Genomic DNA, 14,659 nt, shown 5'->3' with positions numbered 1-14,659 from the left:
CGCATCTTTCGATGCGGGCATTTTCAGAGTCGCTTCAGACCTTACTGGTCATCAAAATAGCGCTCATGCCAATCCACAAGCGGCTGTGGTGAGTTGAGTTTTTGCCCGTAGATCACCGAATAAGACAACACGTTTTGCACATACTGACGGGTTTCGTCGAATGGGATGCTTTCCACCCATACATCGAAACTCAAGTGATCCGCTCCGCGCAGCCACTGGCGCACGCGGCCGGGGCCGGCGTTGTAGGCGGCGGAAGCGAGCACGCGGTTGCCGTTGAACTGGCTATGCACCTGGCTCAGGTAGGCGGCGCCGAGCTGGATGTTTTTGTCCGGGTCCAGGACCTGGGCCGGGGAAGCCAGCGGGATGCTGAATTTGCGCGCGGTTTCCTTGGCGGTGCCGGGCATCAGTTGCATCAGGCCGCTGGCGCCTACGCCGGAGCGGGCGTCGTCCATGAAGGCGCTTTCCTGGCGGGTAATGGCGAATACCCAGCTCGAATGCAGGCCCCGCACCTTGGCTTCACGCACCAGGGTGTCGCGGTGGGCCATTGGGAAGCGGATATCCAGATCGTCCCAGTACTGGGCCTGGCTGATGGTGCGGATCGCCGGGAAGTACCACTTCATGTCGTACGCCAGCTTGGCCTGGGCGACCATCTCATCACGGTTGAAATGACGGCTGACGTGGTACCACTCGCGGCGGCCATCCACGATCTGGCCACGGGCGTAGAACTCCAGAGCGCGACGCACGCCGGGTGTGTTACGCACTTTATTGACCAGCGCCTGACTCATCACCAGCGGCTTGTTGTTCAACTGGTACGGAGCCTTGGAGCGGTCGGCGGCGAGGAAACCGTAGAAATCCCGCTCCCGCGAAAGGTTCTTGTAGAGCACCAATGCTTGTGGGTTCTTCGGCTCAGCCAGTTCAAGGCTGCGCGCCTGCCAGTAGCGCCAGCGGTTGGAGGTGGCCAAGTCTTGTGGGAGTTTGCGCGTCAACTGGTAGGCATCTTCCCAGCGCGCCAGGCGCAACAGCAGGCGCAGGCGCCATTCGGAGACGGTGTTGTCGCGCAGTTCCGGGTCGTATTTGGTCATCACCTCAAGGGCACGTGGGTCGAAACGCTTGGCCAGGGTCAGGCCGATTTCACGGGCGATTGCCACTTTTTCGTCACGGGAGAAGTGCATGCTGCTGGCGTAACCGTCGAGCAGGGCCATGGCTTTGTCCGGGTCCTGGCGCGCCAGGCGGCGCAGGCCCAGGCCTACGGCATCCGACATAGCCTCGGTGGCCGGCTGTAAGCGCGATGGATCGCTTAGCATGTCGGGCTTTTGCGCCACGTCCACCATCAGGCGACCTTGGGCACCGAGGGTTGGCAGGGTTTTTACCAGGCTGTTGGCCAGCGCGTAGTTGCGCGCTTCGGCGGCGAGTTTGGTGCGGTCCCAGATTTTCTGTTCGGTGAGTTGGCCGTCGGCGGCCCACTGGCCAAACGTGGCATCACAGGCGGCGGGTTGGGATTTGCCGGTCATCCACAGCTTTTCGGCGGTCTTGTAGCCTTCGGCCTTGAGGTTGTGGGTGAGCTGGTACTGGCCGTGCAGGCAGTCCAGTTCGACGAAATTGAGTTTGGGGTCGTAGTACTTTTCAAAGGTTTGCCAGTCGCCACGCTCGGACAGCCAGCGCAACCAGCGCAGTTTCATCCAGTTCGCCTGGGGCAGGTCGCCGTTTTTGGCCAGGAACTGCTCGATTTCCTGGTTGCTCGCGGTTTTCAGGCGCGCAGTCAGTTCGTCGTAGGCCAGGTACGGTGTAAGCGGATAATCGGCCAGGGCCTGGCTGTATTGCATGTACGGGCCGGTATCGCCCTTGGCCAGAGCGCGCTTGGCTTCATCGTAATATTGACGTTGGGTGGTGAGGTCCACGGCCTGGGCGGATTGAACGGCGGTGGCGGAAAGAAGCAGACAAGATAAAAAGTTGAAAAGGCGACTGCGCATGAGACGTCCGTGCAGAGAAATCACGACTAGCGCCGGTACTGCCGACGCTGATTGCCCCTAGCTTAGCCTTTTGCCAGCGACCGGCGAAAGCTTTGCTGGCCGGTTCGTTCAGGTTTACGGGAAATGTCCTACAGAACGTGTCGGCCTTGAAAATGCTGGCCGCATCCCACCCTCAACTCAGGTAGAATGCGCGCCCAGTTTTTGGAGAAGCGTATGACCCTGCTCAAATTCAGCGATGTGTCCCTTGCTTTCGGCGCTATGCCGTTGTTGGACAAGGTGTCCTGGCAGATCGCCCGTGGTGAGCGGGTGTGCATCATCGGCCGCAACGGCACCGGCAAGTCCAGCATGATGAAGCTGGTAAAAGGCGACCAAAAGCCCGATGACGGCTCTGTTTGGCGCGCCCCGGGCCTCAAGATTGGCGAATTGCCGCAAGAATTGCCGGTGGCCGACGGACGGACAGTGTTCGACGTGGTTGCCGAAGGCCTGGACGGTGTGGGCGAGTTGCTTGCGCAATACCATCACCTGGCGCAGAACTGCGTCACCGAGGAAGACCTGAACAAGCTGATGCACGTTCAGCAGGACCTCGAAGCACGTGATGGCTGGCGCCTGCAGCAACTGGTGGACAGCACCCTGAGCCGCTTGCAACTGCCGGCCGACAAGACCCTCGCCGAGTTGTCCGGCGGCTGGCGTCGCCGCGTGCTGCTGGCCCAGGCCCTGGTGTCCGAGCCGGATCTGTTGCTGCTCGACGAACCAACGAACCACCTGGACATCGGCGCCATCGCCTGGCTTGAAGAAGCCCTCAAGGATTTCCAGGGCGCCGTGCTGTTCATCACGCACGACCGTTCTTTCCTGCAAAACCTGGCCACGCGCATCCTTGAACTGGATCGCGGCGGCTTGATCGACTGGAACGGCGACTACGCCAGCTTCCTGGTGCACAAAGAAGCGACGCTGGCGGCTGAAGAAACTGCCAACGCGCTGTTCGACAAAAAGCTGGCCCAGGAAGAAGTCTGGATCCGCCAGGGCATCAAGGCGCGCCGCACCCGTAACGAAGGCCGCGTGCGCGCCCTCAAAGCCCTGCGTGTTGAACGTAGCGAGCGTCGTGAGCGCACCGGTAAGGCCAATATCCAGCTCGATACCGCCGACAAGTCGGGTAAACAAGTGATGGTGCTGGAAAACGTCAGCTTCCATCACCCGGACGGTCCGTTCCTGATCAAGGACTTCTCCATGGTCCTGCAGCGTGGCGACCGTATTGGTCTGCTGGGCGCCAACGGTACCGGCAAGACTACCTTGCTCAAGCTGATGCTCAATGGTCTGAAACCTACCAGCGGCACCGTGGAGGAGGGCACGCGCATAGACGTGGCCTACTTCGACCAGTTGCGCCATCAGTTGGACCTGGAAAAAACCGTGATCGACAACGTGGCTGAAGGCCGCGACTTTATCGACATCGACGGCCAGAGCCGCCACGTGCTGAGCTATCTGGGCGACTTCCTGTTCAGCCCGCAGCGCGCACGGACGCCGGTCAAGGCCTTGTCCGGTGGTGAGCGCGCACGCTTGCTGTTGGCCAAACTGTTCAGCAAACCTGCCAACTTGCTGGTGCTCGACGAACCGACCAACGACCTCGACGTAGAAACCCTTGAACTGCTGGAAGAGGTCTTATTGACCTTCAACGGCACTGTGCTGATGGTCAGCCACGACCGGGCATTCCTCGATAACGTGGTCACCAGCACCCTGGTCTTCGAAGGTGAAGGCAAGGTGCGCGAATACGTCGGTGGCTATCAGGACTGGCTGCGCCAGGGCGGTTCACCGCGCCTGTTGGGCGTGACCGAGAGTAAGTCCGGCAAGGCCGACTTGAACTCGGCGGTGGTCACGCCTGTTGCCACTGCTGCCCCTGCACCCGAGGCTGCGCCGACGGCCAAGAAAAAGCTCAGCTACAAGTTGCAGCGCGAGCTGGAAGCCTTGCCGGGTGATATCGACGCCAAGGAACAGCAGATTGCTGCGGTAGAAGCCGACATGGCTGATGCGGGTTTTTATCTGCGTCCAGCGGCGGAAACTGCCAAGGTCATCGCTTCTCTGGAGAAGTTGAACCAGGAGCTGGAAGTGCTGATGGAGCGTTGGGCAGAGTTAGATGCCTGAGTGACTTGAGGTCAGTAAAAAAGCGGCTCAAATGTGGGAGGGGGCTTGCCCCCGATAGCGGTGTCTCAGTCAGTGGTGTTTCTACTGAGAGGCTGCTATCGGGGGCAAGCCCCCTCCCGCATTGCATCTTCATCGGCGTTACGAGCTTTTTACCAACTTAACGGCCAACACATCGCACGGCGCTCCGTGCAGTACATCATTGGCGGTGGAGCCCAGCAGCAATGCCAAGCCGTGACGGCCATGGCTGCCCACCACGATCAGATCGCAGTTCTGTTCCTTGGCCAGGTGGTGGATCTCCTGGCGCGGTTGGCCGTAAGTGAGGTGGGAGTTTTCCTTGGTCAGTTCCGGGTATTTGATGATCAACCGGTCCAGGCGTTCTTTGGCCTGATCGAACTGTTGTTGTTGCAGTTGGGAAAGGTCCATCGGCACATCGCCGCCAAACGCCATGGCCATGGGCTCGACGATGTGTACCAGTGACAGCTTGGCGCCGTTGGCGATTGCTGAAGCCTGCGCGCGCTTGATCACTGGATCGCACTCTTCGGTCAGGTCGACGGCGACCAGAATATGTGTGTAGGACATGGGGCGTTCCTCCAGGGGACTGCAATAAGTTCAGTATGGCTGCTTTCAAGCGGATGGGGTTGCGTCAGGTCAAATCCGCTCATCTAGAAATTCGGGGGTACTCATATGACGGTCTGGATAGTGGTGTCAATCCTTGTGGTGGTTCTGAGCCCTCTGGCATGGCTACGCCCTTCGCGCCACCAGAGTGGGCGAATGGCCCTGCGAATGGAGGCGCGCCGCATCGGCCTGGCCATGCAATTGGCACCTCAGGAGTGGCCGCACTGGCTCAAGCAAGAGCCCCCGAGCCCCTGTGCGCAATACTGCCGGCCACGACGCGGCAGCACGCCGGCAACCTGGAGTTATTGGCAGTTGGAGCCGGGTGTGTGGGTTAATCAATGGCGTGAAGTCTGCGACGATGAGAAGTTGTTGCCGCATTTTGCAACGCTGCCGGCCAACGTCTACAAGGTCGAGGCCGACAAGCAGATGATTGCCCTGTATTGGGGCGAGAAGGGCGAAGCGAGTGATTTGCTCGCCATTGATGCGCTGCTCAAAGCGCTGGCCTGAAGCGCCTACTGAATTTCAGGCAATAAAAAGCCCGACATCATCATCGGGCTGGAGTTGGCCAGGCAGGCCGGTAATCTGTGCTTGCTGCGTCGGATGTTCATCCGTGCGCGTTATGGTTGCGGCTAGCCTAGCCGGATATCCCGTTCTGTACAGTCTTTTCCCACATCCTTCCTATAATTGATTTCGTGAATATTTGAATATTGGCGAAGCGTGCGCCTATGGTTTGAGTTCTGAAATGACTGGAAAGTCGCGTTTTTCCTAGCCTTTCGAGCGATTGACAATTGCCTGGAATTGGATGAAGGTGGCGTACCCAAATCAAACGGGCGTATGAATTGAGCGTTTGTCTGTCAGACCGCGCGCACATACATCCCGACTATCGCATTGGCGGGTGTGCCTGGCGGATTGGAGTGAGCATTGACCTAAAGGCCAGTGTCCAACCAGAGGCCAGCGTCCAATGTGTACTGTTCAGCTTCCATATCGTGGAGATCAGTTGATGATTTACGAAGGTAAAGCCATCACGGTTAAGGCTCTTGAAAGTGGCATCGTCGAATTGAAATTCGACCTCAAGGGTGAGTCCGTCAACAAGTTCAACCGTCTAACCCTGAATGAACTGCGTCAGGCCGTAGACACCATCAAAGCAGATGCTTCGGTCAAGGGCGTGATCGTCTCCAGCGGCAAGGACGTGTTTATCGTCGGCGCTGACATCACCGAATTCGTCGACAACTTCAAGCTGCCCGATGCCGAGCTGGTGGCTGGCAACCTCGAAGCCAACAAGATTTTCAGCGATTTCGAAGACCTCAACGTACCGACCGTTGCCGCGATCAATGGCATCGCGCTGGGCGGTGGCTTCGAAATGTGCCTGGCCGCAGACTTCCGCGTCATGTCGGCCACCGCCAAAATCGGCCTGCCTGAAGTCAAACTGGGCATCTACCCAGGTTTCGGCGGCACGGTGCGCCTGCCGCGCCTGATCGGGGCCGACAACGCCATCGAGTGGATCGCCGCCGGTAAGGAAAACCGTGCTGAAGACGCGCTGAAAGTCGGTGCCGTCGACGCCGTGGTTGCTCCGGACAAACTGGCCGAAGCCGCACTGAACCTGATCAAGGGCGCCATCAGCGGCGAGTTTGATTACAAGGCCAAGCGTCAGCCGAAGCTGGAAAAACTCAAGCTCAACGCCATCGAACAAATGATGTCGTTCGAAACCGCCAAAGGTTTCGTCGCTGGCCAGGCCGGTCCGAACTACCCGGCGCCGGTTGAAGCGATTAAAACCATCCAGAAAGCTGCGAGCTTCGGTCGCGATAAAGCCCTGGAAGTGGAAGCGGCAGGCTTCGTCAAACTGGCGAAAACCTCGGCTGCCCAAAGCCTGATTGGCCTGTTCCTGAACGATCAGGAACTGAAGAAAAAGGCCAAGGCCTACGACGAAATCGCCAAGGACGTGAAACAGGCTGCCGTACTCGGCGCCGGTATCATGGGCGGCGGTATTGCCTATCAGTCGGCGTCCAAAGGCACGCCGATCCTGATGAAAGACATCAATGAACACGGTATCGAGCAAGGTCTGGCCGAAGCCGCCAAGCTGCTCGTGGGGCGTGTTGATAAAGGTCGCATGACCGCAGCGAAAATGGCTGAAGTACTTAACGGTATTCGTCCTACGCTGTCCTACGGCGATTTCGGCCATGTCGACCTGGTGGTCGAAGCCGTTGTCGAGAACCCGAAGGTCAAGCAGGCGGTACTGGCTGAAGTTGAAGGCCACGTCAAAGACGACACCATCCTGGCCTCGAACACCTCGACCATTTCCATCTCGCTGCTGGCCAAGGCCCTCAAGCGTCCGGAAAACTTCGTCGGCATGCACTTCTTCAACCCGGTGCACATGATGCCGTTGGTGGAAGTGATCCGTGGCGAGAAGTCCAGCGAGCTGGCTATTGCCACCACCGTTGCCTACGCCAAGAAAATGGGCAAGAACCCGATCGTAGTCAACGATTGCCCTGGCTTCCTGGTCAACCGCGTGCTGTTCCCGTACTTCGGTGGTTTCGCCAAGCTGGTGAGCGCCGGTGTTGACTTCGTGCGCATCGACAAAGTCATGGAAAAATTCGGCTGGCCGATGGGCCCGGCGTACCTGATGGACGTGGTCGGCATCGACACCGGCCACCACGGTCGTGACGTGATGGCTGAAGGCTTCCCGGACCGCATGAAAGACGACCGCCGCTCCGCTGTCGATGCTCTCTATGAAGCCAAGCGCCTGGGCCAGAAGAACGGCAAGGGCTTCTACGCCTACGAGACCGACAAGAAGGGCAAGCAGAAAAAAGTCGCCGATCCATCGGTTCACGAAGTGCTCGCACCTGTCATCTACGAACAGCGTGAGGTGTCCGATGAGGACATCATCAACTGGATGATGATCGCCCTGTGCCTGGAAACCGTACGCTGCCTGGAAGACGGTATCGTTGAAACCGCTGCCGAAGCCGATATGGGCTTGGTGTACGGTATTGGTTTCCCTCCATTCCGTGGCGGTGCGCTGCGTTACATCGACTCGATCGGTGTGGCCGAATTCGTTGCCCTGGCTGATCAATACGCTGATCTGGGCCCGCTGTACCACCCGACCGCGAAGCTGCGTGAAATGGCCAAAAATGGCCAGAGCTTCTTCGGTTAAGCGCCCAGACGACTAGAGCGAGAATATTTATGAGCTTGAATCCAAGAGACGTGGTGATTGTCGACTTCGGTCGCACACCGATGGGCCGCTCCAAGGGCGGCATGCACCGCAACACCCGCGCTGAAGACATGTCCGCGCACCTGATCAGCAAATTGCTGGAACGCAACGTCAAGGTCGACCCGAACGAAGTCGAAGACGTAATCTGGGGCTGCGTCAACCAGACCTTGGAGCAGGGCTGGAACATCGCGCGCATGGCCTCGCTGATGACTCAGATCCCGCACACAGCTGCTGGCCAGACCGTGAGCCGCTTGTGCGGTTCGTCCATGAGCGCGCTGCACACCGCCGCCCAGGCGATCATGACTGGCAACGGGGATGTGTTTGTAGTCGGTGGCGTGGAGCACATGGGCCACGTCAGCATGATGCACGGCGTCGATCCAAACCCGCACATGTCGCTCTACGCGGCGAAAGCCTCTGGCATGATGGGCTTGACTGCAGAAATGCTCGGCAAGATGCACGGCATTACCCGCGAAGCCCAGGACGCGTTCGGCTTGCGCTCCCACCAACTCGCCCAAAAGGCGACTGTGGAAGGCAAGTTCAAGGATGAAATCATCCCGATGAACGGTTACGACGAGAACGGCTTTTTGAAACTGTTCGACTACGACGAAACCATTCGTCCGGACACCACCCTGGAAAGCTTGGCGGCCCTGAAGCCGGCATTCAATCCAAAGGGCGGCACCGTGACAGCGGGTACTTCGTCGCAAATCACCGACGGTGCTTCGTGCATGATCGTGATGTCGGCGCAGCGTGCCCAGGACCTGGGCATCCAGCCGCTGGCAGTGATCCGTTCGATGGCAGTGGCGGGTGTGGACCCGGCAATCATGGGCTATGGTCCTGTACCGGCCACACAAAAAGCGTTGAAGCGCGCGGGCCTGACTATCTCCGATATCGATTTCTTCGAGCTCAACGAAGCTTTCGCCGCACAGGCCCTGCCGGTGCTGAAAGATTTGAAAGTACTCGACAAGATGAACGAGAAGGTTAACCTGCACGGCGGTGCGATTGCCCTGGGCCACCCATTCGGTTGTTCCGGTGCGCGTATTTCCGGCACTTTGCTTAACGTGATGAAGCAAAATGGCGGTAACCTTGGGGTTGCAACCATGTGCATTGGTCTCGGCCAAGGCATTTCCACCGTCTTCGAACGCGTCTAAGCGTTGAGTTGACGGAAGCCGGGGCCAAGTGCCCCGGTTTTTGTTTTTTGGAATTTTTAATATTTTTTTTCAACAAATTTTGTAAGGGGGCCAGAGCATGAAAGTCGAACCAGGGCTCTACCAACATTATAAAGGTCCGCAGTACCGCGTTTTCAGCGTGGCACGGCATTCCGAGACCGAAGAAGAAGTGGTGTTCTACCAAGCACTGTATGGCGATTACGGCTTTTGGGTGCGTCCCTTGAGCATGTTCCTGGAGACCGTCGAAGTTGACGGCGAGCAGGTCCCGCGCTTTGCTTTGGTCCAGGCCGAACCCAGTCTTTTTTCAGGGCAATAACGGCAGGCGGCGCAGAATGCTGCGCTTGACCTCACCTTGTTGCCACTATATATAGCGTTGCCGCGTCAGGCGCCAACCGCCTTTCACTTCTCGAATTCAGGAATTTTCCGATCCATGGGCAAATCGCTGGTCATTGTGGAATCCCCGGCTAAGGCCAAGACCATCAACAAGTACTTGGGTAACGAGTACGTGGTGAAGTCGAGTATCGGCCATATCCGAGACCTGCCCACCAGCGGTTCGGCTAGCGCCAGCAAGGAGCCTGCCGCCAAGCGCGGCAAGGCAGCTGCGGGCGAAGGTCCGGTGCTCACGCCTAAAGAGAAAGCGCGCAAGCAGCTAGTCTCGCGCATGGGTGTGGACCCGGATCATGGCTGGAAGGCCAAGTACGAAATCCTTCCGGGCAAGGAAAAGGTCATCGAAGAGCTGCGCCGGCTCGCCAAAGATGCCGACACCATCTATCTCGCGACGGACTTGGACCGCGAAGGGGAAGCCATTGCCTGGCACCTGCGGGAAGCCATTGGCGGTGACGACAGCCGCTACAAGCGTGTGGTGTTCAACGAAATCACCAAGAAAGCCATTCAGGAAGCCTTCTCCAAGCCGGGCGAGCTCGATATCGATCGTGTTAACGCGCAGCAGGCCCGTCGGTTCCTCGACCGCGTCGTGGGTTACATGGTCTCGCCGCTGCTATGGGCCAAGATCGCCCGTGGCCTGTCCGCCGGTCGTGTGCAATCGGTAGCGGTCAAGCTGGTGGTGGAGCGTGAGCGTGAGATCCGTGCGTTCAACCCTGAAGAGTATTGGGAAGTCCACGCCGACCTGGGCACTGCCAAGGGCAACAACGTGCGCTTTGAAGTGGCCCGCGAGAAAGGTGAAGCCTTCAAGCCGCTGAACGAAGCTCAGGCCATGGCCGCGCTGGAAAAGCTCAAGGCCTCCAGCTACAGCATCGTCAAGCGCGAAGACAAGCCGACCAGCAGCAAACCGTCGGCACCGTTCATCACCTCCACCCTGCAGCAGGCCGCGAGCAACCGCCTGGGCTTCGGCGTGAAGAAAACCATGATGATGGCCCAGCGTCTGTACGAAGCCGGCTACATCACTTATATGCGTACTGACTCCACCAACCTGTCGCAAGACGCGGTGGCAATGGCGCGTACCTATATTGAAAGCGAATTCGGCAATAAGTACCTGCCGGAGAAGCCGAACGTCTACAGCAGCAAAGAAGGCGCCCAGGAGGCTCACGAAGCGATTCGTCCTTCCGATGCCAACACCGAGCCAAGCAAGCTGAGTGGCATGGAGCGCGACGCTGAGCGCCTCTACGAGCTGATCTGGCGCCAGTTCCTCGCTTGCCAGATGCTGCCGGCGCAATATCTGTCGACAACCGTCAGCGTGGGTGCTGGCGACTTCGAACTACGTGCCAAGGGCCGTATCCTCAAGTTCGATGGCTACACCCGCGTGATGCCGCAAATCGCCAAGCCTGGTGACGATGATGTACTGCCGGACATGGCCCAGGGCGATACGTTGAAGCTGATCAAGCTCGACCCGTCCCAACACTTCACCAAGCCACCGGCGCGTTACTCGGAAGCCAGCCTGGTCAAGGAAATGGAAAAGCGCGGTATCGGTCGTCCATCGACCTACGCGGCGATCATCTCCACCATCCAGGACCGTGGTTACGTAGCGCTGCACAACCGTCGGTTCTATTCGGAAAAGATGGGCGACATCGTTACAGAGCGTCTGTCCGAGAGCTTCTCCAACCTGATGGATTACGGCTTTACCGCCGGCATGGAAGAGAACCTCGATGACGTGGCCCAAGGTGAGCGCGACTGGAAAAATGTACTCGACGAGTTCTACGGCGACTTCAAGAAGAAACTCGAAGTAGCTGAGAGCCCTGAGAGCGGCATGCGTGCCAACCAGCCGGTTATGACCGATATCCCGTGTCAGACGTGCGGCCGCCCGATGCAGATTCGTACGGCATCCACCGGCGTGTTCCTTGGTTGCTCGGGCTACAGCTTGCCGCCGAAAGAACGCTGCAAGGCCACGGTCAATCTGGTGCCGGGTGATGAAATCGCCGCCGATGACGAAGGTGAGTCCGAGTCGCTGGTCTTGCGTGGCAAGCACCGCTGCCCGATCTGCAGCACGGCTATGGACGCCTATCTGCTGGACGAGAAGCACAAGCTGCACATCTGCGGTAACAACCCGGATTGCAACGGCTACGAGATTGAAGAGGGCACCTACCGCATCAAGGGCTACGAAGGGCCGAGCCTGGAATGCGACAAGTGCGGCAGCGAGATGCAGCTCAAGACGGGTCGTTTCGGCAAGTTCTTCGGTTGCACCAATCCGACCTGCAAGAACACTCGCAAACTGCTGAAAAGCGGTGATGCGGCGCCGCCGAAGATGGATCCGGTGAAGATGCCGGAGCTCAAGTGCGAGAAGGTCAACGATACCTACATCCTGCGTGATGGCGCTTCGGGGTTGTTCCTGGCGGCAAGCCAGTTCCCGAAAAACCGCGAGACCCGCGCGCCGTTGGTGCTGGAAATCGTTCCGCACAAGGACGAGATCGATCCGAAGTACCACTTCCTGTGTGAAGCGCCGAAGAAGGACCCGGATGGTCGTCCAGCCGTGATCCGCTATAGCCGCAAGACCAAGGAGCAGTACGTACAGACCGAAGTAGACGGCAAGCCTACCGGCTGGAAAGCGTTCTACGACGGCGGCAAGTGGAAGGTCGAAGACAAGCGCCAAGGCGCTTGAACGACTAATTTGCGATAGACAAAGGCCGCCTGTATGGGCGGCCTTTTTTTGCGCTTGCAGCGGGCTCGGTTGATCCGTGACACTGTTAAGCCAGCATCGCGCCTCATTCGTTGTGGAGATTGCCGTCATGGCCAACGAACTCTATACCCGTACCAATCAGAAAATTTACTTCGCGGGTTTGTCCCTGGAAGCCCTTGGTCGTGCCGAGGAAGGGAAGGAGATGAATGCTATCGCGCTGGTTCAGGCGGGGCGTGAAGCAGCCTTATTCCACCTGTACGGCGCCTTGCTGGGCCTGTGCCATGAAATCGCCGGGTTCTACCGCTTGCCCCAGGCCGGTTCGCCCCGTGCGGAAATGATCATGAGCCGTGAAGTGCTGGAGACCATGGCGATTCCTGAGCTGGCGGAACTGGTAGAGATGGCCCAGAGCCCAGACAGCTGGGTGGCGCGCCTGCTCAAGGCCCATGCCGATATGTTTCAGCCGCCGCGTGTTCCCCATGTGCCTAAGGGTGACGTGAGGCAACCATTGATCTTGGCAGTTGCGCTGGAGGAGGACGAGCCTAAGTCGTTGAGCCGGGAGGAGTTGGAGGGCTGGCGACAGGAGCTGAAGAAGATGGCGCTGCGCTTTCGTGAGGGCCTGAACGAGTGCTAAACCCCGAGTAGGTTTAGAAAGCACCGTTCATCAAGCTGTAAAGAAACCTCCCTAGATCCTCAGCGAGGCTGGGTGGATGACTGATATAATCCCGGCCTTTCGTGGAGAACAGACTTTTATGCCGACGTCCTTTCTGGAAATTGTTGAGTTGCCTGACGGCCGAATCGAGCTGCGTCGGGCTGAGGACGAGGGTTCTCTGGTTATTCTGGACTTTTCAGAGGACGCAAAAGCGTTCCTGCAAGGCCAGCACGTGGAAGTGGCAAAAGCCATGTTGAGCGTAGGTGTGCAGATGGCTGGTCGCCTGGCGGAAGGCGAGCCGGAGAAAGAGGATGGGTCGCGGGTTCTTCACTGAGTCTGTGCCGAGCGCTGCTTATTGCGAGCGGATTTTTTGATGAGTGTACTTGTTGTGGTGAGCGGGCTTGCCCCGCTCTGGGTTGCTAAGCAGCCCTAAAACCAGGCGCCGTGGATTATCCGATATACCGCATCAATCTATTCAGGGCCGCTTCGCAGCCCAGCGCGGGGCAAGCTCGCTCGCCACAGAAGTTCGCTAAGCATAATGAGCATGCTCACTACAATCAGCCCTCTTCGCGCCCTCATCAAACCCAGCTTTTTATCCCAATCTAATATTCAAACTCTGTGCATCACCCGTGCGTGCGGCACTGATCAATTGCTGCTTGGCCGACGCATTCAGCGGATTCAACCAGCTCACCACCGTATGGCTACGACCCAGGCGCAACGCTTCGCATGTCAACTGCTGGGCACTTTGCGCGCCGCGCGGTTGCAGTAACAGGATGCGCTCACGATTGAGGCCGGCGTCCCGCAGCCAGGCCTGTGTAAGGCTGGCGGGCGGGGCAATCAGGGTCAACCAGCGTGCATCCTGATCTTCGCTCAGATCACGCAGGATAGGTGCCAATAGGCTCAGGCAGCTCCCGGCCGCACCGCGCAACGACAGTTCACTGAACGCCTCGGGTTCAGCGCTCCAGGGCGCCTCTACCGTTTCCTTGAGGATGGGCGCAAGGGGTTGAGCCATAAAGGCCTCGAACAGCGACAGTTGTGTGTGTTGTGGGGTGTGTACGAGCTGCATGATGCCTCCTTTAGCGGCGAATGACGCCGACGCTCAAGCCTTCGATCACCAGGTCCTGATCTTTCAGGTTTACTTCAATCGGGGCGAACTCAGGGTTCTCGGCCAGGAGCCAGACCTTGCTGCCTTCGCGCTTGAAGCGTTTTACGGTGACTTCATCGCCGATGCGGGCGACGACGATCTGGCCATTACGGGCTTCGCGGGTGGTGTGGACGGCTAGCAGGTCGCCGTCAAAGATGCCCACGTCTTTCATGCTCATGCCGTGCACCCGCAACAGGTAGTCGGCACGCGGATGGAAAAAAGTCGGGTTGATGTTGCAGGATTCCTCGACGTGCTGTTGTGCCAGGATCGGCGCACCAGCGGCAACGCGGCCAATGATCGGCAGTGTCGATTCGTCGGCCTTGGCTTCGAAGCCAGGGATGCGAATACCGCGCGAGGCACCGGGGGTCATCTCGATCGCACCTTTGCGGGCGAGTGCCTTGAGGTGTTCTTCGGCGGCGTTGGGGGACTTGAACCCCAGTTCCAGCGCAATCTCAGCTCGTGTCGGCGGGTAGCCGTTGTCATCGAGGCAGCGCTTGATAAAAGCCAGAATCTCAGCTTGGCGTGGCGTCAGTTTTAGCATGTTGATCGCTCTGTCTTTTTATACAGTGACTGGGATTATATACAGTGAACTGCACTTGGCAATCATCCTTTTCTGTGGCTCCGCTGGACGGTCATTCGCCATCCTTCCTACAACGCAGGTATGGCACTGCCTACAGACCTGAAGGGATGTGATTAAATAGCGATGA

At 58.5% G+C, this 14,659-nt stretch carries 12 protein-coding genes; 8 read left to right on the top strand and 4 right to left on the bottom strand.

The window, feature by feature from the left end; translation table 11 throughout:
• Positions 1 to 41: 41 nt before the first annotated feature.
• The gene (locus ACKZ62_RS20970; protein ID WP_447095776.1) at positions 42 to 1,970 is read right to left on the bottom strand and encodes a transglycosylase SLT domain-containing protein; all 1,929 of its coding nucleotides are present in this window, start codon (positions 1,968 to 1,970) and stop codon (positions 42 to 44) included.
• A gap of 213 nt (positions 1,971 to 2,183) precedes the next feature.
• Here ACKZ62_RS20970 and ACKZ62_RS20965 point away from each other — a divergent pair, with 213 nt between their 5' ends.
• Positions 2,184 to 4,103 (top strand): ATP-binding cassette domain-containing protein, encoded by a 1,920-nt coding sequence (locus ACKZ62_RS20965; RefSeq protein WP_122764927.1) that lies wholly within the window; start codon positions 2,184 to 2,186, stop codon positions 4,101 to 4,103.
• 138 nt (positions 4,104 to 4,241) lie between these two features.
• Here the strand turns inward: ACKZ62_RS20965 and ACKZ62_RS20960 are convergent, their stop codons facing one another.
• Positions 4,242 to 4,682, bottom strand: a complete 441-nt coding sequence (locus ACKZ62_RS20960) for a universal stress protein (protein WP_032888788.1) — start codon at positions 4,680 to 4,682, stop codon at positions 4,242 to 4,244.
• Between the two features lie 105 nt (positions 4,683 to 4,787).
• On the opposite strand from ACKZ62_RS20960, the gene ACKZ62_RS20955 reads away from it, so the two are divergent.
• The 7 genes from ACKZ62_RS20955 to ACKZ62_RS20925 all read left to right on the top strand — a co-directional run bounded on the left by ACKZ62_RS20955 (position 4,788) and on the right by ACKZ62_RS20925 (position 13,142).
• A complete protein-coding gene (locus tag ACKZ62_RS20955; protein WP_032888790.1) occupies positions 4,788 to 5,225 on the top strand; it encodes a hypothetical protein in 438 nt (145 codons plus the stop codon).
• A gap of 493 nt (positions 5,226 to 5,718) precedes the next feature.
• On the top strand, positions 5,719 to 7,866 hold the full coding sequence (gene fadB, locus ACKZ62_RS20950) for a fatty acid oxidation complex subunit alpha FadB (RefSeq protein WP_032888792.1): 2,148 nt from the start codon (positions 5,719 to 5,721) through the stop codon (positions 7,864 to 7,866).
• Between the two features lie 29 nt (positions 7,867 to 7,895).
• The gene (gene fadA, locus ACKZ62_RS20945; RefSeq protein WP_447095775.1) at positions 7,896 to 9,071 is read left to right on the top strand and encodes an acetyl-CoA C-acyltransferase FadA; all 1,176 of its coding nucleotides are present in this window, start codon (positions 7,896 to 7,898) and stop codon (positions 9,069 to 9,071) included.
• Between the two features lie 97 nt (positions 9,072 to 9,168).
• Positions 9,169 to 9,405, top strand: a complete 237-nt coding sequence (locus ACKZ62_RS20940) for a DUF1653 domain-containing protein (protein WP_010212074.1) — start codon at positions 9,169 to 9,171, stop codon at positions 9,403 to 9,405.
• Between the two features lie 114 nt (positions 9,406 to 9,519).
• Positions 9,520 to 12,141, top strand: coding sequence for a type I DNA topoisomerase (topA, locus tag ACKZ62_RS20935; protein ID WP_032888794.1), 2,622 nt, complete (start codon positions 9,520 to 9,522; stop codon positions 12,139 to 12,141).
• A gap of 127 nt (positions 12,142 to 12,268) precedes the next feature.
• Positions 12,269 to 12,790 carry a DUF6586 family protein gene (locus ACKZ62_RS20930; RefSeq protein WP_095184113.1) on the top strand — a complete coding sequence of 174 codons (522 nt, stop codon included), beginning with the start codon at positions 12,269 to 12,271 and terminating at the stop codon, positions 12,788 to 12,790.
• A 118-nt stretch (positions 12,791 to 12,908) separates the two neighbouring features.
• Positions 12,909 to 13,142 (top strand): hypothetical protein, encoded by a 234-nt coding sequence (locus ACKZ62_RS20925; protein WP_032889274.1) that lies wholly within the window; start codon positions 12,909 to 12,911, stop codon positions 13,140 to 13,142.
• Positions 13,143 to 13,400: 258 nt separating this feature from the next.
• On the opposite strand, the gene sulA is transcribed toward ACKZ62_RS20925, so the two are convergent.
• Positions 13,401 to 13,874, bottom strand: coding sequence for an SOS-induced cell division inhibitor SulA (gene sulA, locus ACKZ62_RS20920; RefSeq protein WP_099601405.1), 474 nt, complete (start codon positions 13,872 to 13,874; stop codon positions 13,401 to 13,403).
• 10 nt (positions 13,875 to 13,884) lie between these two features.
• Complete coding sequence (gene lexA / locus ACKZ62_RS20915) at positions 13,885 to 14,493, bottom strand: transcriptional repressor LexA (protein ID WP_003172575.1); 609 nt, start codon at positions 14,491 to 14,493, stop codon at positions 13,885 to 13,887.
• Positions 14,494 to 14,659 lie beyond the last annotated feature (166 nt).

It is taken from the genome of Pseudomonas sivasensis, assembly GCF_052938085.1.
Note: the sequence above shows the minus strand (reverse complement) of the source record. Positions and strands in the feature narration are given on the sequence as shown.